Origin of the sequence: Micrococcus sp. IITD107 (genome assembly GCF_041927415.1) — a bacterium.
Classification (GTDB): Bacteria; Actinomycetota; Actinomycetes; order Actinomycetales; family Micrococcaceae; genus Citricoccus; species Citricoccus terreus.
In genome coordinates this window covers 174443-194302 of record NZ_JBHFFN010000003.1, presented here as the reverse complement: position 1 = coordinate 194302, position 19860 = coordinate 174443, and the positions used below count along the sequence as shown (strand labels likewise).

The 19860-nt window shown below is 70.0% G+C and carries 16 protein-coding genes and 2 riboswitches; of the genes, 10 read left to right on the top strand and 6 right to left on the bottom strand.

From position 1 onward, the window contains the following. Window positions 1–16: 16 nt before the first annotated feature. The gene (locus ACEXHE_RS07875; RefSeq protein WP_374785375.1) at window positions 17–793 is read right to left on the bottom strand and encodes an NUDIX domain-containing protein; all 777 of its coding nucleotides are present in this window, start codon (window positions 791–793) and stop codon (window positions 17–19) included. A 159-nt stretch (window positions 794–952) separates the two neighbouring features. On the opposite strand from ACEXHE_RS07875, the gene ACEXHE_RS07870 reads away from it, so the two are divergent. The 5 genes from ACEXHE_RS07870 to ACEXHE_RS07850 all read left to right on the top strand — a co-directional run bounded on the left by ACEXHE_RS07870 (window position 953) and on the right by ACEXHE_RS07850 (window position 6668). Further along, window positions 953–1732, top strand: coding sequence for an electron transfer flavoprotein subunit beta/FixA family protein (locus ACEXHE_RS07870; protein WP_091697650.1), 780 nt, complete (start codon window positions 953–955; stop codon window positions 1730–1732). Window positions 1733–1785: 53 nt separating this feature from the next. Further along, window positions 1786–2808, top strand: a complete 1023-nt coding sequence (locus tag ACEXHE_RS07865; protein ID WP_374785374.1) for an electron transfer flavoprotein subunit alpha/FixB family protein — start codon at window positions 1786–1788, stop codon at window positions 2806–2808. Window positions 2809–2861: 53 nt separating this feature from the next. Then, on the top strand, window positions 2862–4682 hold the full coding sequence (locus ACEXHE_RS07860; protein WP_374785373.1) for a cytochrome b/b6 domain-containing protein: 1821 nt from the start codon (window positions 2862–2864) through the stop codon (window positions 4680–4682). Window positions 4683–4741: 59 nt separating this feature from the next. Then, on the top strand, window positions 4742–5782 hold the full coding sequence (locus tag ACEXHE_RS07855; protein ID WP_285179005.1) for an enoyl-CoA hydratase/isomerase family protein: 1041 nt from the start codon (window positions 4742–4744) through the stop codon (window positions 5780–5782). Between the two features lie 73 nt (window positions 5783–5855). Further along, on the top strand, window positions 5856–6668 hold the full coding sequence (locus ACEXHE_RS07850; protein WP_374785372.1) for an enoyl-CoA hydratase: 813 nt from the start codon (window positions 5856–5858) through the stop codon (window positions 6666–6668). 18 nt (window positions 6669–6686) lie between these two features. Here the strand turns inward: ACEXHE_RS07850 and ACEXHE_RS07845 are convergent, their stop codons facing one another. Further along, entirely contained in the window at window positions 6687–7586 is a 900-nt protein-coding gene (locus ACEXHE_RS07845; RefSeq protein WP_374785371.1) for an acyl-CoA thioesterase domain-containing protein, read from the bottom strand. Window positions 7587–7674: 88 nt separating this feature from the next. Between ACEXHE_RS07845 and ACEXHE_RS07840 the strand changes: the two genes are divergently transcribed. Together ACEXHE_RS07840 and ACEXHE_RS07835 are read left to right on the top strand one after the other, a co-directional pair. Continuing rightward, the gene (locus tag ACEXHE_RS07840; protein ID WP_374785370.1) at window positions 7675–9165 is read left to right on the top strand and encodes a helix-turn-helix domain-containing protein; all 1491 of its coding nucleotides are present in this window, start codon (window positions 7675–7677) and stop codon (window positions 9163–9165) included. A 301-nt stretch (window positions 9166–9466) separates the two neighbouring features. Then, on the top strand, window positions 9467–10003 hold the full coding sequence (locus ACEXHE_RS07835; RefSeq protein ID WP_374785369.1) for a CarD family transcriptional regulator: 537 nt from the start codon (window positions 9467–9469) through the stop codon (window positions 10001–10003). 97 nt (window positions 10004–10100) lie between these two features. Here ACEXHE_RS07835 and ACEXHE_RS07830 read toward each other — a convergent pair whose 3' ends face one another. Beyond that, window positions 10101–10598 (bottom strand): pyrimidine dimer DNA glycosylase/endonuclease V, encoded by a 498-nt coding sequence (locus ACEXHE_RS07830; RefSeq protein ID WP_374785368.1) that lies wholly within the window; start codon window positions 10596–10598, stop codon window positions 10101–10103. A gap of 54 nt (window positions 10599–10652) precedes the next feature. Then, entirely contained in the window at window positions 10653–11726 is a 1074-nt protein-coding gene (locus ACEXHE_RS07825; protein WP_374785367.1) for a YeiH family protein, read from the bottom strand. Window positions 11727–11796: 70 nt separating this feature from the next. On the opposite strand from ACEXHE_RS07825, the gene ACEXHE_RS07820 reads away from it, so the two are divergent. Further along, entirely contained in the window at window positions 11797–12762 is a 966-nt protein-coding gene (locus ACEXHE_RS07820; protein ID WP_374785366.1) for a LysR family transcriptional regulator, read from the top strand. A gap of 127 nt (window positions 12763–12889) precedes the next feature. Next, complete coding sequence (locus ACEXHE_RS07815; RefSeq protein ID WP_285178998.1) at window positions 12890–13795, top strand: SDR family oxidoreductase; 906 nt, start codon at window positions 12890–12892, stop codon at window positions 13793–13795. Between the two features lie 157 nt (window positions 13796–13952). Here ACEXHE_RS07815 and ACEXHE_RS07810 read toward each other — a convergent pair whose 3' ends face one another. Together ACEXHE_RS07810 and ACEXHE_RS07805 are read right to left on the bottom strand one after the other, a co-directional pair. After that, window positions 13953–14327 (bottom strand): ectoine synthase, encoded by a 375-nt coding sequence (locus ACEXHE_RS07810; RefSeq protein ID WP_091697624.1) that lies wholly within the window; start codon window positions 14325–14327, stop codon window positions 13953–13955. A 150-nt stretch (window positions 14328–14477) separates the two neighbouring features. Beyond that, window positions 14478–16448, bottom strand: a complete 1971-nt coding sequence (locus ACEXHE_RS07805; RefSeq protein WP_374785365.1) for a metallophosphoesterase — start codon at window positions 16446–16448, stop codon at window positions 14478–14480. Window positions 16449–16615: 167 nt separating this feature from the next. Further along, window positions 16616–16723: riboswitch (glycine riboswitch) on the top strand. Between the two features lie 3 nt (window positions 16724–16726). Continuing rightward, a riboswitch (glycine riboswitch) is annotated at window positions 16727–16841 on the top strand. A gap of 52 nt (window positions 16842–16893) precedes the next feature. Here ACEXHE_RS07805 and gcvP point away from each other — a divergent pair. Then, window positions 16894–19842 carry an aminomethyl-transferring glycine dehydrogenase gene (gene gcvP, locus ACEXHE_RS07800; protein ID WP_374785364.1) on the top strand — a complete coding sequence of 983 codons (2949 nt, stop codon included), beginning with the start codon at window positions 16894–16896 and terminating at the stop codon, window positions 19840–19842. The last annotated feature ends 18 nt before the right edge of the window (window positions 19843–19860 follow it).

Here is a 19860-nt window from a genome sequence, read left to right as displayed (position 1 = left end):
GGCGGCGGGATCGGCCTCAGGCGGAGCGAGGGCGATGCGCGTGGAACTGCTCCAGGTCCAGTGCATAGACCTCATGGTCCGGGAAGTCCACGATCCGCCGCGGCGTCCCACCCTCGGAGCGCGGCGTCACGGGTACTTCCTGACCGGGCAGGTGCAGGGCCTGCTGCACCGTGGCGGCCTGGGCGAGCAGCCGCAGCTGGGCCCAGGTGGGGGGCATCAGGAACCGCTCGCCCGCCCGGAAATCGCTCAGCGCCTGTTCGGGGGTGAGCCACTGCCAGGAGACGGACTCGAAGCTGAGCTGGCGCGGCTCCTGCCCGGCAGGGACGGCGGCCACATAGAACCGGGTGTCATAGCGCCGCGGCTGATCCTCCGGGGTGACCCACCGGGAGATCAGATGCATGCTCCCCACATCGGCCTGGACGCCCAGATCTGTCAAGAACGGGCTGAAGCGCGCCGCGTCCTCCTCGATCTGGCCCTGCGTCTGCGCGGGGAGCGCCGCCAGGTCCACGTCCGCGGGGGAGCCGTCCGGGCGCACGGCCAGCAGCACGCCGGTCTCCTCGAACGTCTCCCGCACCGCCGCATACTCCGGTGAGGGGTCGGTGTCCTCGATCCGTCCGCCGGGGAACGCTGTGGCTCCGGCACTGAACACCAGCTGCGTGGACCGGGTGAGGGTCAGCACCTCCAGCCCGGGGCGCTCGGGTGTCTCCACCGGCCGGACCAGAAGGATGGTGGCGGCCGGACGCACCGGTGGGGGGCCGTCGTCGTGGTGGTGGTCCTGTCCGGAACGGCTCACTGCTGTCTCCTTGATCGCTGGCCTCCCCTGAGGATAGCCAGCCACGGCACAGCCGCACCCACGCGTCCCCTGACGCCGGAGCCGACCCGCGGGTAACGTGGACTGGCAGAGACATGCAGTGACGCACTGACCCCATGCCGCCCACGGAAGGACCCCCGAGTGAAGATCGTCGTGTTGGCCAAGCAGGTTCCGGACACCTGGTCGGACCGGAAGCTGGATCTGGAGACGGGCATGTTGGATCGTGCTGTCTCGGAGCCGGTGCCGGATGAGATCAGTGAGCGGACCATGGAGGTGGCTCTGCAGTTCAAGGATGCCCACGCTGACACTGAGGTGGTGGCGGTGAGCATGGGGCCGGAGGATGCGACCAAGACGTTGCGGAAGATGCTCTCGATGGGGGCGGATTCGGCGGTGCTGGTGACTGATCCGGTGTTGGCTGGTTCGGATGTGGTCCAGACCGCGCAGGTGCTGGCCGCGGCGGTGGAGCGGATCGGTGCGGACCTGGTGCTGGCCGGAGATCAGGCCACGGATGGCCGTGGTGGTGTGGTGCCGGCGATGATCGCGGAGCTGCGGGGGATCCCGGTGCTGCCCTCGGTGGATCACGTGGAGATCAGCGCCTCTGAGGTGAGTGGTGTGGTGCAGGCCGAGTCCGGTGCGCTGAGCGTGGCGGCCCCGCTGCCGGCGGTGGCGTGCGTGACGGAGAAGGCCGCTGAGCCGCGGTTCCCGAACTTCAAGAACATCATGGCCGCGAAGAAGAAGCCGTTGGAGTCCTGGTCGTTGTCGGATCTGGGCATTCAGGCCGGTCCGGAGCAGGCCAGTGTGCGTTCGGTGATGGTCTCGGCCCAGGCCCGCCCGGAGAAGCAGGCCGGGCCGAAGGTGACTGATGACGGCACGGCCGCAGCTCAGCTGGTGGAGTTCCTGGCCGCCCAGCGTCTGGTCTGAGCCGACTGCCGCGCCCCTGTATCTGAGCGACCTGAGAAGACTGGAGTAGGACGATGACTGAACAGAACGAGCAGAACCCGCAGAGCACCGCCAGCGCCGCACCGATCCTGGTGTTGGTGGAGGCGGTGGCTGATGGCCGCCCGTCCAGCACGGCCGCTGAACTGCTGGGTGCGGCATCCCTGGTGGGAGTGCCGGTGGCGGTGGTGACGGCCGCTCCGGGTGCTGGTCAGGGTGTGGCTGAGCAGCTCGGTGCTCTGGGTGCCACCCAGGTGCTGGTGGCTGAGTCCGAGCAGGCCGGTGCGCAGCTGGGCTCGGTGCAGGTGGCCGCGCTGGCCGCGGGCGTGGGGCAGTTCTCTCCGGAGGCGGTGCTGGTGCCCAACACTCCGGAGTCCCGCGCGGTGGCCGGCCGTCTGGCGGTGCGGGTGAACGGTGCGGTCTGCGCCGATGCGGTGGGACTGCGCTGGGCCGATGAGGAGGTGATTGCCCAGCATTCGGTGTTCGGCGGTGACTTCACCTCTGAGTCCACCGTGGAGGGCGGGCCCCGGATCATCACCGTGCGCCCGGGGTCGATCTCCCAGCGTGCCCAGTCGGTGCAGGCCCCGCAGATCCACACCGCCACGCTGGAGTTGTCCCAGGGTGCCGCCGGTGCCCAGATCCGTGAGGTCTCCGAGCACGCTCCGGCTGGGGATCGTCCGGCGCTGCGTGGTGCCAAGACCGTGGTCTCCGGTGGTCGCGGCCTGGGTTCGGCCGAGGGGTTCGGCTTGGCTGAGCAGTTGGCCGATGTCCTCGGTGCCGCCGTGGGTGCCTCCCGTGCCGCGGTGGATGCCGGGTATGCCGCCCCGGAGCTGCAGGTGGGTCAGACCGGTGTCTCGGTGACCCCGGACCTGTACGTGGCCCTGGGGATCTCCGGTGCCATCCAGCACCGGGCGGGCATGCAGACCGCCAAGACGATCGTGGCGATCGACAAGGACCCGGACGCCCCGATCTTCGAGATCGCCGACTTCGGGGTGGTCGGGGACGCGTTCGAGGTGGTCCCGGCTGTGATCGAGCAGATCCAGGCCCGCCGCACCCAGTGAACCGGTCCGGTCCGGGCCCAGCCATCCGCTGAACGAGCACCAGGAGACAACACATGGCCAAGCAGCGCATGGCCGGCTACACGCCGTTGCGGGGCGCGCCCCAGGCCCCTGAACAGGAGTCGGACGCCCTGGCCCACCAGGCCCCCGTCCAGCAGGGCCCGACGACGGCCACCCCACTTCCGCATCAGGGTGCGGCGCAGGCGTCAGCACCAGTGGAGTCCATGGCGCCCGTGGAGACCCCGGCGCCGGCGGTGAGCCAGCCTGCCGAGCCGGCACCGGCCCCGGCTGTGGCACCAGCCGCTGCGGCTGCGGTGCAGAAGCAGCGCATGGCCGGGTACACCCCACTGCGCGGCGGCACGAACACCCCGGGCACAGCGGCGTCAGTGTCGGCACCGGCCGCAGAACAGCCGACCACCACGGCCCCTGCGGCACAGGCCGCCACCGAGGGCACAGCAGCCAGGCAGGAGGTGTCCTCGGACGGTGCTGACATCGCCGCGCAGACCGCACCGGCACCTGCCCAGGCAGCACCGTCCGCTCCTGCGGCGCAGAAACAGCGCATGGCCGGGTACACGCCCCTGCGCACACAGTCGACCTCCACGCCCACGGCCGAGGTGCCCGCAGCTCAGTCCGCGCCGCCCATCGCTGGTGCGGCCCCGGCCGCCGAGCAGTCCAGCCCCGCTGCGGCCCCGGCCAGCGACCAGGCTGCCCCGGCGCCGGCGAAGCAGCGGATGGGCGGACAGCCCCGGCGGATGGGGGCACCTGCTGCCCCCTCAGCCGCGCAGGCCTCCGCCCCGGCCGCTGCTGCGGGCTCGGCCGACACCGCCTCATCGGCCCCGGCTGCTGTGCCGGGCCCCTCGGAGCAGGAACAGGAGCAGGCCCCGGCCGCGCCGAAGCCGGCCGCTGCCGCCGTCCAGAAGCCGGTTGCCGCCGCTGGTGGCGCCGAGACCGAGCCCGCGCAGAAGGCGCCGTGGCCGCTGTGGAAGCGGGCCGTCGTCGGGGTGGGTGTTGCGGTGCTGGCCGCTCTGGTGATGGTGCTGTTGGCCCGGTGGGCCAGGACCATGCCGGGGGTGCAGGAGTTCATCGCCACCTATGACGGGCATGCCCCGCAGCCGCAGGGCACGCCGGAGGGGATCCCGGCCTGGTTGGGCTGGCAGCACTTCTTGAACATGTTCTTCATCGTGCTGATCGTCCGGACGGGTTTGCAGGTGCGGATGGAGAAGCGTCCTCCGGGGTACTGGAAGCCCAAGCAGGGCGGGTTCTTCTCCCCGAAGGGCAACACGGTCAAGAAGGTCTCGCTCTCCCAGTGGCTGCACCAGGTGCTGGATGTGGCCTGGGTGGCCAATGGTGCGGTGTTCATCGTGCTGCTGGCGATCACCGGGCATTGGGCGCGGATCGTGCCCACCAGTTGGGAGATCTTCCCGCACATGGGTTCGGTGGCCATCCAGTACGCCTCCCTGGACTGGCCCACCGAGAACGGGTGGATCCACTACAACGCCCTGCAGGTGATGGCCTACTTCATCACCGTGTACATCGCCGCCCCGCTGGCCATCCTCACTGGGCTGCGGATGTCCACGTGGTGGCCGCAGAAGGCCACCGGGCTGAACCGGGTCTTCCCCATTGAGGCCGCCCGGGCCCTGCACTTCCCGGTGATGCTCTACTTCGTGGCGTTCACCCTGGTGCACGTGTTCCTGGTCTTCTTCACCGGTGCCCTGCGCAACCTGAACCACATGTACACCTCCCGGGACGTCACCGACTGGTGGGGACTGATCATCTTCCTGGGCTCAGTGGCCGTGATCGCCGCCGCCTGGTTCCTCACCCGCCCGGTCTTCACCACACCCCTGGCACAGAAGACCGGTACTGTGACCAAGAACTGAGACGCGCACCACACCCCGTCTCGCCATCCCTGTCCCGAACCCGGTGAAGGAGTCATGCCGTGACCGAGGAGATCATCGTCCGTCAGCAGGGCCGTCTGGGCCACCTGATCCTGAACCGGCCCCGCGCCCTGAACGCGCTGACCCGGCAGATGGTCGGAGAGATCAAGGACCGGCTCGAGGCCTGGAAGGACGACGACTCCGTCCAGACCGTGCTGGTCAGCGGTGCGGGGGAGCGTGGCCTGTGCGCCGGGGGCGATGTCCTCTCGGTGCGCACCTCGGCTCTGGAGGGCCGCCCGGAGGAGGCTGACGAGTTCTTCGGCACGGAGTACACCATGAACTCGCTGATCTCGCAGTTCCCCAAGCCCTACGTGGCGTTCATGGACGGACTGGTGCTCGGCGGCGGCGTGGGCGTCTCGGCGCACGGCTCCCACCGGATCGTCACCGAGCGGACCCGGATGGGCATGCCGGAGACCGGGATCGGGTTCTTCCCGGATGTGGGCGGCACCTGGCTGCTCTCTCACACGCCCTCGCAGTTCGGCCTGCACCTGGGCCTGACCGGCGAGCACATCTCCGGGGCGGACGCCTGCGCGCTGGGCCTGGCCGACCACTACGTCCCCTCGGACCGCCTGGACGAGCTGGCTCAGGCGCTGGAGACCACCCCGGCGGACGAGGCGATCGCCGCCGTGGCTGAGCAGGCACCGCCCTCAGAGCTGTGGGAGCACCGCCCCTGGATCGACTCCGCCTATGCGCAGGACACGGCCGAGAAGATCGTCGCAGCCCTGCAGGACCACGAGGATCCCGCCGCCCAGAAGGCCGCCGAGACCATCCTGTCCAAGTCCCCCACCTCGGTGAAGGTCACCCTGGCCGCCATCCGTCGCGCCCGGGGCCTGCGCTCACTGCAGGAGGCGCTGAACGTGGAGTACCGCCTCACCCACCACATGATGCGCGGGCAGGACATGCCCGAGGGCATTCGCGCCCAGCTGGTGGACAAGGACCGGAACCCGCAGTGGAGCCCCGCCACCTTGGAGGAGGTCTCCGCCGAGACGGTGGACTCCTACTTCGCCGAGCCTGCCGGGGGAGACCTCGGGCTACGTGCCTGAACGGCGCCCTGACCAGCACCAGCAAGACCGGACCACACAGACACACCACGACGACGACGCAGGAGCCTTCCGCATGACCGATCAGCAGACGCACGGCGAGACCAGCAGCGACACCGGCTACGAGACCATCCAGGTCCGCACCGAGGGCCGGGTGGGCATCATCCAGCTGGACCGTCCGAAGGCGCTGAACGCCCTGAACAGCCAGCTCTGCCGCGAGGTGGTCCAGGCTGCGGCCGCCTTCGACGCCGACGAGAACATCGGGGCGATCATCCTCACCGGTTCGGACAAGGCCTTCGCCGCCGGAGCGGACATCAAGGAGATGGCCTCCAAGGACTTCGCCCAGGTCTACGCAGAGGACCTGTTCGGCCTCTGGGACCGCTTCGCCGCCACGCGCATCCCGGTGATCGCCGCGGTGTCCGGGCACGCCCTGGGCGGCGGCTGCGAGCTGGCGATGATGTGCGACATCATCCTCGCCGCGGACAACGCCTCCTTCGGCCAGCCCGAGATCAAGCTGGGCCTGATCCCCGGCATGGGCGGCTCCCAGCGCCTGACCCGCGCCATCGGCAAGTCCAAGGCCATGGAGATGGTGCTGACCGGCCGGACCATGAAGGCTCAGGAGGCCGAGCGCAGCGGACTGGTGGCACGCGTGGTGCCCCTGGCCGAGCTGCAGCAGACGGCCCTGGAGATGGCCACCGCCATCGCCTCCATGTCCCGGCCGGTCGCCATGCTCGCCAAGGAGGTCGTGGACGCCGCTTACGAGTCTTCCCTGGCCGAGGGTGTCCGCCTGGAGCGCCGCCTGAACTTCGCCTGCTTCGCCCTGGAGGACCGTCGGGAGGGCATGGCGGCCTTCGTGGAGAAGCGCGAGGCGGACTTCACCCACCGCTGAGCCGTCGGGGGCGCCCCGTCAGCGGGTGGTGCGGAAGACCGATTCGGTGTGGATGAACGGCTTGCCGGCCACTCCGATCAGTTCGACCTCCACCACGCGCAGCGACCGGCCCGCGTGCCGGACGCGAGTCCGGGCCGTGATGGGGCCACCGGCGGGGCGCAGGAACACCACCCGCAGGGACTGCAGGTCGAAGTCCAGCCGGTCCGGCATGGCCTGTTGCGCCGCCAGGGCGGCCATGGCGGTCATCGCCCCGCCGTGCACCGCCCCGTGGGGATTGCGCAGCTGCGGCAGCTCCTGGAACCGCAGTCCGTCCTGGAACTGATCGGCGACAGTGGGGCGGTCCGCGCCCGGGGGAGTCAGAGAGTCGGAGTCCAGGCCGAGCAGGGTCCCGAGCGGTGACTCGGTCTCCGGTCCCAGCGGCAACTGAGCCGCCTGCTCGAAGTCGCGCAGGGCCTGTGCCGGGCTCTCACCGACCGACTGGAACCAGCCCGAGGCCTGGACGTACTCGGTGCCGTCCGTGCCCATCAGGGTCCCGGTGGCCAGCCCGCCGCCGTGGTCGGCCACCCGCGTGCGGGTCCAAGCTTCGAGTTGGGCACCGTCCTGGGGGAGCGGACGCAGGACGTTCAGCTGCAGCTCGGTGGTGACCAGCCACTGCAGGGCCGGTTCTGCGGCGTGCAGGGACGTGGCCAGGGTGTTGTCCATGATGACCGAGGCAGCGGCACCGGTGGGACGTCCGTCCGGGTCCAGCACCCAAGGCCCGGTGGTCATCAGGCCGGTGCGTGCGCCTTGGACGCCGTCGAGCGGATCGCGGAACAGCCGGACCCGCAGGAGCCGTTCCGTTCGGCCCAGAACGTGTCCGAGCGGACCGCGGGCGCCGGGTGCAGGGCGATCATGGAAGGCATCGTCAGCAGAGGTCACCGCAGCAATCTACCGCCCCTTCTGGCTGCCCGGAGAGCAGAACGGCAGTGCGGGCGAAAATCCCGACGTTCTTGACTAGCATGCGTGCATGGCAGATCGAACCTCGGCAGGCCCCGAGACCGTCCCCGCACTGGACCCCGTGGTGCTGGGCCGGCGGTTGAGGCATCTGCGCAAGCAGACCGGCCGGACCCTGGACCAACTGGCCGCAGCGGTGGAGGCCACCCCGTCCCACCTGTCCCTGATCGAGAACGGCAAGCGCGAGCCGCGCATCAGCCTGCTCAGCCGACTGGCGTCCGCCCTGGGAACCACGCTGGAGGACCTGCTCTCCGCGGAGGCGCCCAGCCGCCGAGCCGCCCTGGAGATCGCGGTGGAGAAGGCCCAACGCGGTGCCCACTACGCCACCCTGGGCCTGCCCCAGATCAAGATCACCCCGCGCACCCCCACCGAGGTGCTGCAGGTGATCGCAGGGCTGGAAGGGGAGCTGCGCCGTCGTCTGGAGGAGCAGGCGGCCACGCCGGAGGAGGCCCGCCGCGCCAACGCCGAGCTGCGTCAGGAGATGAAGGAGCGGGACAACCACTACCCGGAGCTCGAGCGCCGTGCGCAGGAGCTGCTGGACGCCGTGGGCCACTCCGGCGGACCGCTGAGCCACCGTGCGGCGGCCGGTCTGGCTGAGCATCTGGGCTTCAGCGTGCGCTTCGTCTCCGATCTGCCCCACTCCACCCGGTCAGTCACCGACCTGAAGAACCGCAGGTTCTTCCTGGCTCGGTCTCGGCACCCGGACCATGACGCCCGATCGGTCCTGCTGGGGGCCATCGGCTCCTATGTGCTGGGCCACGGCGAGCCCACGGACTACTCGGACTTCCTGCGCCAGCGGGTCTACACCAACTACTTCGCAGCAGCCCTGATGATGCCGCAGAAGGAGACCGTGAAGTTCCTCAAGAGCGCCAAGGCCGAGCGGGATCTGGCGATCGAGGACATCCGCGATGCGTTCGGGGTCTCCTATGAGTCAGCCGCGCACCGCTTCACCAACCTGGCCACCGAGCACCTGGGCATCACCTGCCACTTCCAGAAGGTGCACGAGTCCGGGATCATCCACAAGGCCTACGAGAACGACGGCGTCTCCTTCCCCGCCGACCACACCGGGGCGATCGAGGGGCAGCAGGTCTGCCGCTACTGGACCTCCCGTGAGGTCTTCGACGTCGGCGACGGCTTCCGCGCCTTCAACCAGTACACCGACACCCCCGCCGGGACGTTCTGGTGCACCGCCGTGGTGGAGGGGCACTCCTCCGGGTTCTACTCGCTCTCCATCGGCGTGCCCTTCGACTCCGCGCGCTGGTTCCGGGGCAAGGAGACCACCTCCCGCTCGATCTCCCGGTGCCCTGACCCCAGCTGCTGCCGTCAGCCCAACGCCGAACTGGAGGCCGCCTGGGGAGGCCATGCCTGGCCGGCCGCCCGCGCCAACGCCCACCTGCTGGCGGCCATGCCCTCCGGGGCCTTCCCCGGGGTGGACGAGGTGGAGGTCTTCGAGTTCCTGCAGGCCCAGGACCAGGCCGATCTGCAGGGTGACCTGCCCGGATGAGGGGGGTGGCGCCGTCGGGAGGGGTGTTCCCTCCGTTGTCAAGGGGGCGAAGCCTACATGCGAATCCACTCAGAGCGAACCATCTGAGCAACGTGTGAGAAAATGGTGTGAGCCAACTCGCTGAGATCGCATGGTCGCCACCGCCTCATGACGGGGCTGACCGGTCACAGCGTGCCTGAGACTGCTGACACGGGCAGCTGTCTCGGGATGACTGTCCCCGAACCAGTGTGGGAGTGCGCGAGCGCCCCGCCGGGCCCGGTGTCGTCGAGGGTGGTGCCCGTCGTCAGGAAGGTCCAGATACATGCAGTTCACTCCAGGCCAGCTCGTTGTCCACCCCCACCACGGTCCGGCGACCATCGCCGACCGCAAGGTGCGCAAGGTCAAGGGGGATGACGTGGCATACATCACGCTCCAGATCCATCATCAGGATCTGACGATCTCCATTCCGGAGTCCAAGGCGGAGGAGGTCGGCGTGCGCGAGGTCTGCGACCGCGTCCGACTGCGCCGCCTGCTGGAGATCATCCAGGAGCCCACCACCTCCGAGGAGCAGCAGTGGTCCCGCCGGATGAAGGCCAACCAGGAGAAGATCGCCACCGGTGAGCTGGAGCGCGTGGCCGAGGTGGTCCGTGACCTGGGCCGCCGCCGCGACTCCAAGGGCCTGTCCATGGCCGAGAAGGACCTGTTCCGCGACGCCCAGTCCCCGCTGGTCGCCGAGGTCGCCCTGGCCCTGGAGGTCGACCAGGACCGCGCCACCGAGATCCTTGAGCTGGTCGCCACCGGCACCCCGCTGACCGAGTTCGGCTTCACCGAGGAGAACGAGGACGCCGCAATGGTCTGACCGGCAGGCACGTCACTCAGGAACACTCAGGAACACCCAGCAGCACCGCACGGGGCGGGACGGACCATCACGGTCGGTCCCGCCCCGTGCTGTGTGCTCAGCCTTCGTTCCGCTCCCAGCTCTCCACGGGGCCGGGCGCCACGGTGAACAGCGGATGGGCGCGCAGGGTGCCTTCAGGGCCAGGCCTTCCCGACGACGTCGCACCGGCAGGTGCCTTCCTCAGGCGGGCATGGCGGTCTGGATCGCGGACTTCGAGCTTGGCCAGCAGGTGGCGGAACTCCAGGTCCAGCTGACCGGTGGTGACAGCGATCGGCGCGGGGCCGTCGTCGGGCCCTGACGTCTGCTGAGGCGGGCACACGATCAGGTCCCGATTGAAGCGGTACCCGCGGGCATCGGCCTCGTCGGCCACCCCGGAGAGGTAGGAGCCGATCGCTGCCAGCGGATCCGGATGCGCGCGGAACCGCTCCAGCTGGGGGTGGTTCCGGTACCCGGAGGTCCGGCCCTGCAGCACCTTCTGGGCCAGCAGGGTCTCCCGCCAGCACGCCACCAGACCCTTCTGGTCCAACAGGGACGGGTGCAGGCTCCAGATGCGCATGGAGTCAGCGTACGGCCTGGAGCTCAGTGGCCCACGGGTTCAGCAGGCTGGGGCTCAGCCCACCAGGACCGCGCCGAGCCCGCCGATGGTCAGGATCACGACCGTGGAGATCACGCCCAGCAGCACCGGGCGAGGGCCGACCTGGGCCAGGGTGCGCAGGTGCACGCCCAGCCCCAGGGCGAACATCGCGGCGGTCAGCAGCAGGCTCTGAAGGACGTCTGCCGGTCCCAGCAGGGCCTCCGGGACCAGCCCGAAGGTGCGCAGCAGCACCATCGCCAGGAAGCCCAGCACGAACCCAGGGACGATCGGGGGCAGCTTGGTCCTACCACCCTCGGCGTCAGACCTGTGGGTGGCGGTCTCCAGGGTGGCGGCGCGGCGCATCCACCACGCCATGCCGGCCATCACCGGGGCGAGCATCAGCACGCGGGCCAGCTTGACGGTGACGGCCACGGCGAGCGCGCTGCTGCCGATGATGCCGCCGGCGGCCACGGCCTGGGCGACCTCGTGCGCGGAGGCACCGGCCCAGAGCCCGCCGGCCTCCTCGTCCAGCCCGAACAGCGAGACCAGGAACGGGATGGTGGGGATCATCAGGGTGCCGAAGAGCACCACGAGCCCGATCGCCGCGGCCACATGCTCCTTCTTGGCCTTGAGCACGCCTTCGGCGCCGGCCACGGCGGCGGCACCGCAGATGGAGAAGCCGGAGGCCACCAGCAGGGTCAGCGGGGTGGGGATCTTCAGCCAGTGGCCCACCAGCACGGTCACGCCGAAGGTGATCCCGACGGCGGCCACCACCACCACGATCACGCCCACGCCCAGCTCGGCGATGGCACCCAGGGAGAGCTTCAGACCCAGCAGGATGATCCCGGCCCGCAGGATGTGCCGGGCCGAGAAGGCGGTGCCGGGCTTGAGCGCGGCGGGCACGGGGGCCAGGTTGCACCAGATCACACCGAGCAGGATCGCCACCAGCAGGGTGCTCAGCCCGGGAACCAGCTGCGCGATGCCCCAGGCGAGGCCGGCGCCGATGAAGGACACCACGATGCCCGGCAGCAGCTGGGGCGCCTTCTGCCACCAGTGGGTGCGGACGGCATCGGGCGTGCGGGCAGAGCCGGTGGCAGAGGGAGCGGACATGCTCCCAGTCCACCCTCCATCCTGCGGAGTGGGGAGACTCCCACAGCACATGGGGGGATATGCTGACGATATGACATCTGAGACACCCCGGGCGGCGCGTGGGGCATCACTGGCTCGCTGGGTGCAGATCCCCACCCTGCGGCTGCTGGTCTCGATCGCCGATGAGGGGAGCCTGGGAGCAGGAGCGCGGGCCCAGGGGGTGGCGCAGTCCAATGCGTCGCGGTCCATCGCGCTGATGGAGCGTCGGCTCGGGTACCCGCTGCTGGTGCGCTCGCCGCAGGGGTCGGCGCTGACCACCGAGGGCGCGCTCACGGTGGAGTGGGCGCGGACGGTGCTCTCCGCAGTGGATCAGATGGACGCTGCCGTGGCAGCGCTGACGGCGACGGCTCCGAGCGGCGGTGAGCTCTTCCGGGTCGGCGCCTCCATGACGGTGGCCGAGTACCTGGTGCCCGAGTGGATCAGCCAGCTCACCCACACCCACCCCGGTGTGCACCCCGTGCTGGAGATCTCCAACTCGAGGGACGTGATCGCCAAGGTCCGCCAGGGCGCCGTGCCGCTGGGGTTCGTGGAGACCCCGGAGATCCCCGGGGATGTGCGCAGCACCCTGGTGCGTCATGACCAGCTGGTGGTGGTGGTCGCCCCTGGGCACCCGTGGGCAGACCGCGGTGGTGCGCTCTCGCTGGACGAGCTGGCCCGGACCCCCTTGGTGGAGCGTGAGGCAGGGTCGGGCACGCGGGCCGCCTACGAGGCGGTGCTGGCGGCTCGACTTCCCGGGACGGTGCGCGCTGAACCGGTGGCCGAGTTGAACGGCAACGCCGCCATCCTGAACTCGGTGGCCGCTGGGCTGGGCCCAGCGGTCCTCAGCGAACTGGCCGTGCGTCAGGTCCTGCAGGACGGGCGTCTGCTGCGCGTCCCGGTGGCCGGGGGCGAGCTCGGCCGGGAGCTGCGGGCTGTCTGGTACGGGGTGCGCGAGCCGATCGGGCTGGCCGGAGACCTGCTGCGCATCGCCCGGGGTGAGGCTCCCTGGCCCCGATGAGCGTGCGTTCTGCCTCCGGCGTGGAGGCTGGCACGCCCCTGGTGCGGGCGAGCCCGGGTTCCTAGGGTGGAGTCAGCGTCAGCACGCGCCTCACACCCCGGCGCGGCGTCAGAGCAAGGAGAACGTCATGAACGACCAGCCTGAAGTGCAGCGGCACGCGGAGTCGATGACCGACGCGGACGGGACCATGCCCGCCCAGCAGCAGGAGCCGCCCGGACTGACCGCGCAGATGGACCCGGTGCCGGACCACGGTGAGTCCAGCTGGGTGGGACGTGGACGGCTTGAGGGCCTGAAGGCGCTGATCACCGGTGGTGACTCCGGGATCGGGCGGGCCGTGGCGATCGCCTTCGCCCGCGAAGGGGCCGACGTGGCGATCAACTACCTGGAGGAGGAGGCTGAGGACGCCCAGGACACCGCCGGGTGGATCGAGAAGGCCGGGCGGACCGCCGTGCTGATCCCGGGTGACCTGCGGGATGAGGACACCTGTGCGCGGATCGCGCAGGAGGCGGTGGACGGACTGGGCGGGCTGAACATCCTGGTCAACAACGCCGGCTACCACTGGGCGCGCGGCGAACCGGGGATCGAGGGGCTGCGCACCGAGGACCTGGACCGGGCGGTGCGGACCAACCTCTACGGGACGCTGTGGCTGACCCGGGCCTGCGTGCCGCACCTGTCTGCCGGGGACTGCATCATCAACACCACCTCGGTGCAGGCCTACGAGCCCTCGGAGACGATGGTGGACTACGCCGCCACGAAGGCCGCGCTGAACAACGTCACCGCGAACCTGGCCGGCGAGCTGGGGGAGAAGGGCATTCGGGTCAACGCTGTGGCCCCCGGGCCGGTGTGGACCCCGCTGCAGCCGGCCACCAAGGAGCCTGGAGCAGTGTCCCACATGGGCGCTGACACTCCACTGGGACGGATCGGCCAGCCAGCGGAGCTGGCCGGGGCCTACGTGTTCCTGGCCTGCCCCGCAGAGGCCAGCTACGTCAGCGGGTCAGTGCTCGGCGTGACCGGGGGCATGCCCGTGTTCTGAGGTCTGTCCTCGTTCGAGGACGCGGACTGTCCTCGAACGAGGACCGACCTCTGACGGACACCCTATGCGCCGGTGACCACAGCGCGACGGCCACCCTGGCAGATGCCGGGGTGGCCGTCGTCGGGAAAGTGCTGGTCCGGGGGAGCCGGACGCAGGATCAGTATCCGGAGTAGCCGTCCTCGGACAGGGTGTGCTTCTCGTTGCCGGTGATCGGCGGGTTGAAGATGGAGACCAGGACCAGGTCCTCGTCCTCGCCGCCGCGCAGGTCGTGGGCGTCGTGCTCGTCCAGGACGTAGATGGTGCCCGGGGTGATCTCGTGGACGGTGCCGTCCTCCTCGACCACGGAGCCGGAGCCGGCGATGCAGTAGCAGGCCTCCAGGTGGTTGGTGTACTGCAGCTTGGACGAGGTGCCCGCCTTCACCACAGTGTGGGCGACGGCGAAGCCCATGTTGTCGTCAGCGACCAGGAGTCGGTCACTCGTGCCGCTTCCCCAGTCGACGGTCTCGGACTGTTCGCGGGTACGGGTGAACATGCATTCCTCTCGGTGGGGATCAGATGGGATCGTGCTGTCCTTCGACCCTAGGAAGGTCTCCCCGCCCCTGTCACCCGGGTGTCGACCGGCTTCAGCCGTCCGCTGAAACGCTCGTGGGGACCGTCACGATCATGACGGTCCCCACAGGTCTCAGCCCTGCTGCTGGGGCAGGCCGTTGCGGTCCACGGAGAAGGTGATGACGTCGTCGTACTCCCGGCGCTCGGTGCGCACCAGCTCGTAGTCCTCATCCAGCACCGGGAACACGTAGACCGGGGTGAGAGTCAGCTCGGCGCCCTGCCCCTGACGGGTGATGTCGATCTGCAGGTGACCGTAGTGCAGGCCGCCGTCCACCAGCTGGCGCACCCCGTCGACGTCCTCCCAGTGCTCGGGCTCGTCCGCCGCGGCCATCCACTCGGAGTGGGAGTTGAAGCGGATCGGCTCGTAGACCCCGTCCTCGTTCCGGGCCAGCTGCTCGCCGCGCAGTCCGTCCGAGGCCACGCCCACGTCGTAGGAATGGAAGCCCCGTCCGTCCCCGTCGGTGTCCACCCAGGAACGCTCGAACATCTCGTCGTGCCCGGAGATCACCGCGGCCACGCCATACTCCTCGAACATCGGGGTGTAGGCGCGCATGGCCACACCGGACTGGTTGTCGGCGTGCTCGTGGTTCGGCGGAGTGCCGTGGACGCCGTTGGAGTAGGCCGCGTGGTGGAACTGCACCAGCACGATCTGCCCCTTCTCCCGGGCGTCGGCCAGCTGCTCCTGGGCCCACTCCCACTGGGCGGTGCCCTCGTTGACGTTGGGCAGATCCGAGTCTGCGGTGGTGGTGCCGGGGAAGACCTCGGTGAACGCACGGTCATAGTCCTCGCGGGTGAACTCGCCCTGGGTGTCCGTGGAGAGGCTGTCCTCGGTCAGGTTCGTGTCGTCCCCGGAGAACACCGGTCCGGACAGGGTTCCGGTCTTGGTGTTCTCATCCGGCAGGCCGTTGGTGGAGTCCAGGGTCAGCACGGTGACCGGCCCGTGGTCCGTGCGGTAGTAGGAGCCCCGGTACTGGGGGTTCGCCTGATCGGTGCCCTCCCCGGTGCGCTCGAAGTACTCGTGGTACTTGTTGCGGCTGATCACGGCCGGGGACTGGTCCTGCGGGGTCCCGTAGCCCCCGTTCAGCGCCGCATAGGTCTCCCAGTTGCCCAGCGCGGTCAGCAGGGGAGTGGTGGAGGCCAGGGTGCCGTGCTCCCCGGCGAAGTGCCGCCAGAACTCATCCCACGCCGGCTGGTACCCCGAGCCCTGGGAGAGGTCCCCGGCGATCATCATCAGGTCCGGGTCCGCGGCCTCGATGTGCTTCATGTTCTCCCGCATGGCCGTGTCCTGGCTCAGCGGGTAGCGCAGGGTGAACTGACCGTAGCGGGTGGTGTGGCCGAAGATCCGGTCCCATGCCGAGCCCTCGCCCGGGCGCGGCAGCGAGTCCTCGGTGTAGCCGTTAACGGGGGAGAGCTCCCATTCGCGGTGCTCCACCCGGCCGTAGGGCTCGGTCTCGGAGTCGGAGAAGGCGATGATCCGGATCTCGTCCCAGGAGTTGGCCTTCGGGGCGGTCTCGAAGCTGGCGGAGTGGGTCTGTCCGCCCTGGATGACGGTGTACCGGTAGGTCTTGCCCGGCTTCAGCCCGGTGATGGAGACCCGGTGCCGGTAGTTCGAGTCGGCCTTCAGCCAGGAGCCCTTCACCAGGCCGGTGATGGACTGGTCCAGCTCCTTGTCCGTGTACTCCAGCAACGGGCGGTACTGAGGATCCGAGGTGTAGCGGCCGGCGTCGTTGCCCTTGCCCTTCCCGCCGCCCAGGCCTGGGCCGGAGACCTGGACGGTGCCGGGCTGGTCTGTCTCGGAGAACCAGACCAGGTCCATCGAGTCTGCAGTGGGCTCCATCAGGTACGGCAGCACCCGGAACCCGTCCTGGGGTGCAGGAGCCGGGGAGGCGTCGGTCTGCGGGGCCGCAGGCAGCGTGACGGAGGGCCCGACGGCGGCCGCGGGCGTGGCCACGAGGGTTCCGGTGATGACGGCGGTCGCCAGCAGCGGCCGGAGGCCGCGGACAGGGCGGCGACGGCTGCGGGCAGTGGGGTGCGATGCGGTCATGGCTGAGTCCTTCATGGTCCGGGGGGTGGGGCAGAGCGAACACAGCATGCCCCGCCCGGGCGAATCCCCGGTGGTCTTCACGTGACGGAACCGGTGGTCCTGGGCTACGTCCAGGTGAACGCGGGTGACCGGGCACGTGCGGTGTGACACACTGGGAGGCACGCCACTGTCCCCGCACGGGAGAGTGCTGATCGGGTCGGACACCGGCCGGATCGGACGCCGAAGGAGCAACTCCTCCCCAGGAATCTCTCAGGCCCCAGAACCGTGCGGGAAGGCGTCTCTGGAAAGCGTCACGGCAGCCAGCCGCGACCACCGACGGTGCAACGACCTCCGGCCCCGGGCGCACGCCGCCACAGGACCTGACAGTCGAAATCTCTCAGGTCCATGACAGAGCGGGGAGGTTGAACGTTGCCGCACCGTTGTCCGCCTCAGCATGGGAGAAGCCATGACCGCCACCGCCTCCACCCCGTCGGCCAGCCCCGCCACTCCGGCCGGGCACCCTGCCGGCCATCAGCCCCGTGACACCGCCTCGGCTCCGTTCACCGCACGCCACATCGGTCCGCGCGCCGAGGACGCCCAGCACATGCTGCAGACCCTGGGCTATGACTCCCTGGACGCCCTGGTGGACGCCGCCGTGCCGCAGGACATCCGGCAGGAGCAGCCGCTGGACCTGCCCGCCCCGCTGACCGAGGCCGCCGTGATGGAGCAGCTGCGGGAGATCGCCGGCCGCAACATCATGAAGACCCAGATGATCGGCCAGGGGTTCTATGACACCGTCACCCCGCCGGTCATCCTGCGCAAGGTCCTGGAGAACCCGGCCTGGTACACCGCCTACACGCCCTATCAGCCGGAGATCTCCCAGGGGCGTCTCGAGGCACTGCTGAACTTCCAGACCATGGTCTCTGACCTGACCGGTCTGCCGATCGCCAACGCCTCCCTGCTGGACGAGGCCTCCGCCGCCGCCGAGGCCGTGCTGCTGATGCACCGTGCCAACCGCAAGAACTCGGACGGCATCACCCTGCTGGACGCCGACCTGTTCCCGCAGACCCGCTCCGTGGTGGAGGGGCGCGCACAGGCCCTGGGCCTGACCGTGCGGACCGTGGACCTGACCGCCGGGCTGGAGCACCTGCCGCAGGACGTGGCCGCGGAGCTGGAGGAGCGCGGACTGTGCGGCATCGTGCTGCAGCAGCCCGGTGACTCCGGCCGGATCGCCGACCACGCACCCGTGATCGCCGCCGCCAAGGAGCGCGGTGCCATGGTGACCGTCGCGGCGGACATCCTCTCCCTGGCGCTGCTGGTGCCCCCGGGCGAGCAGGGCGCGGACATCGCCGTGGGCAACACCCAGCGCTTCGGCGTCCCGCTGTTCTTCGGCGGCCCGCACGCCGCCTACATGGCTGTCACGGACGGACTGCAGCGCCAGCTGCCCGGTCGGCTGGTGGGCGTCTCCCAGGACTCCTCCGGCAAGCCCGCCTTCCGCCTGGCCCTGCAGACCCGTGAGCAGCACATCCGCCGGGAGAAGGCCACCTCCAACATCTGCACCGCCCAGGCGCTGCTGGCCATCGTGGCCTCCATGTTCGGCGTCTACCACGGCCCGGAGGGTGTGCGGGCGATCGCCGAGCATGCCCACCGGCAGGCCTCACGTCTGGCCACTGCGCTGAGCGGCGCCGGCCAGGAGCTGGTGCACGAGTCCTTCTTCGACACCGTTCAGGTGCGCACTGCCGGCCGGGCCGAGCAGATCGTGCGCACCGCCGAGGAAGCCGGAGTCAACCTGCGCCTGGTCGACGCGGACACCGTGGGCGTCTCCACGGATGAGACCACCACGGACGAGGACCTGGTGGCCGTGCTCTCCGCCTTCGGTGTGGACGCCTCCGGACTGGAGGGCGCCTCCGTGCCGGCGGACGGCCAGCACGACGACGCCGCCTCCTCCCAGCACCTGCCCGCCTCCCTGCGGCGCGAGTCCGAGTACATGACCCACGAGGTGTTCAACACCTACCGGTCCGAGACCCAGATGCTGCGCTACCTGCGTCGCCTCTCCGGATACGACCTCGCCCTGGACCGCACCATGATCCCGCTGGGCTCGTGCACCATGAAGCTCAACGCCACCGCGGAGATGGAGTCCATCTCCTGGCCGGAGTTCTGCTCCATCCACCCGTTCGCCCCGGACCACCAGACCGAGGGCTGGCGGCACCTGATCTCGGACCTGGAGGCCAAGCTGGCCACCATCACCGGGTACGCCGGTGTCTCCGTCCAGCCCAACGCCGGCTCGCAGGGCGAGTACGCCGGTCTGCTGGCCATCCGCCGCTACCACCTGGACCAGGGTCAGGGGGAGCGGGACGTCTGCCTGATCCCGGCCTCGGCCCACGGCACCAACGCCGCTTCGGCCGTGCTGGCGGGGCTGAAGGTCGTGGTGGTGGCCACCGCCGAGGACGGCACCATCAGCGCCGAGGACCTCGATGCGAAGATCGCGGCGAACGAGGGCAAGGTCGCGGCCATCATGATCACCTACCCCTCCACGCACGGTGTCTACGACGCCGACGTGCGCGAGGTCTGCCGCAAGGTCCACGAGGCCGGCGGCCAGGTGTACATCGACGGCGCCAACCTCAATGCCCTGGTCGGACTGGCCCAGCCCGGGCAGTTCGGCGGCGACGTCTCCCACCTGAACCTGCACAAGACCTTCTGCATCCCGCACGGCGGAGGCGGACCCGGCGTGGGCCCAGTGGCCGTGGCCGAGCATCTCACTCCGTACCTGCCGGACGCAGAGCACCCCATCACCGCCACTCCGTACGGTTCGGCCGGCGTGCTGCCGATCTCCTGGGCCTACATCCACCTGATGGGCGGCGACGGCCTGACCGAGGCCACCCGCCAGGCGCTGCTCTCGGCCAACTACCTGGCCCGGCGGCTCCAGGACCACTACCCGATCCTCTACACCGGCAACTCCGGGCTGATGGCCCACGAGTGCATCCTGGACCTGCGCGAGCTCACCGCCCGCACCGGTGTCACCGCCGAGGACGTGTGCAAGCGCCTGATCGACTACGGCTTCCACGCACCCACCCTGGCCTTCCCGGTGGCCGGCACCCTGATGGTGGAGCCGACCGAGTCCGAGGACCTGGCGGAGATCGAACGGTTCATCAACGCCATGGTCTCCATCCACGCCGAGATCGAGGCGACCACCAAGGAGACCCTGAACGAGTCCGTTCTGCGCAACGCCCCGCACACCGCCTCGGTGCTCACCGCCGACGACTGGGACCGGGCGTACCCGCGCTCGCAGGCCGGCTACCCGGTGGAGTCGCTGCGCCGGGACAAGTACTTCCCGCCGGTGGGACGGATCGACGGCGCTCACGGCGACCGCAACCTGATCTGCACCTGCCCGCCGCCCGAGGCGTTCGAAGACTGAGCCCCGGCGGAACCGATC

Coding starts and splice junctions, on each gene's coding strand:
- ACEXHE_RS07865 (WP_374785374.1), top strand. CDS start 1,786: ATGACTGAACAGAACGAGCAGAACCCGCAGAGCACCGCCAGCGCCGCA.
- ACEXHE_RS07860 (WP_374785373.1), top strand. CDS start 2,862: ATGGCCAAGCAGCGCATGGCCGGCTACACGCCGTTGCGGGGCGCGCCC.
- ACEXHE_RS07850 (WP_374785372.1), top strand. CDS start 5,856: ATGACCGATCAGCAGACGCACGGCGAGACCAGCAGCGACACCGGCTAC.
- ACEXHE_RS07840 (WP_374785370.1), top strand. CDS start 7,675: ATGGCAGATCGAACCTCGGCAGGCCCCGAGACCGTCCCCGCACTGGAC.
- ACEXHE_RS07835 (WP_374785369.1), top strand. CDS start 9,467: ATGCAGTTCACTCCAGGCCAGCTCGTTGTCCACCCCCACCACGGTCCG.
- ACEXHE_RS07830 (WP_374785368.1), bottom strand. CDS start 10,598: ATGCGCATCTGGAGCCTGCACCCGTCCCTGTTGGACCAGAAGGGTCTG.
- ACEXHE_RS07825 (WP_374785367.1), bottom strand. CDS start 11,726: ATGTCCGCTCCCTCTGCCACCGGCTCTGCCCGCACGCCCGATGCCGTC.
- ACEXHE_RS07820 (WP_374785366.1), top strand. CDS start 11,797: ATGACATCTGAGACACCCCGGGCGGCGCGTGGGGCATCACTGGCTCGC.
- ACEXHE_RS07815 (WP_285178998.1), top strand. CDS start 12,890: ATGAACGACCAGCCTGAAGTGCAGCGGCACGCGGAGTCGATGACCGAC.
- ACEXHE_RS07810 (WP_091697624.1), bottom strand. CDS start 14,327: ATGTTCACCCGTACCCGCGAACAGTCCGAGACCGTCGACTGGGGAAGC.
- ACEXHE_RS07805 (WP_374785365.1), bottom strand. CDS start 16,448: ATGACCGCATCGCACCCCACTGCCCGCAGCCGTCGCCGCCCTGTCCGC.
- gcvP (WP_374785364.1), top strand. CDS start 16,894: ATGACCGCCACCGCCTCCACCCCGTCGGCCAGCCCCGCCACTCCGGCC.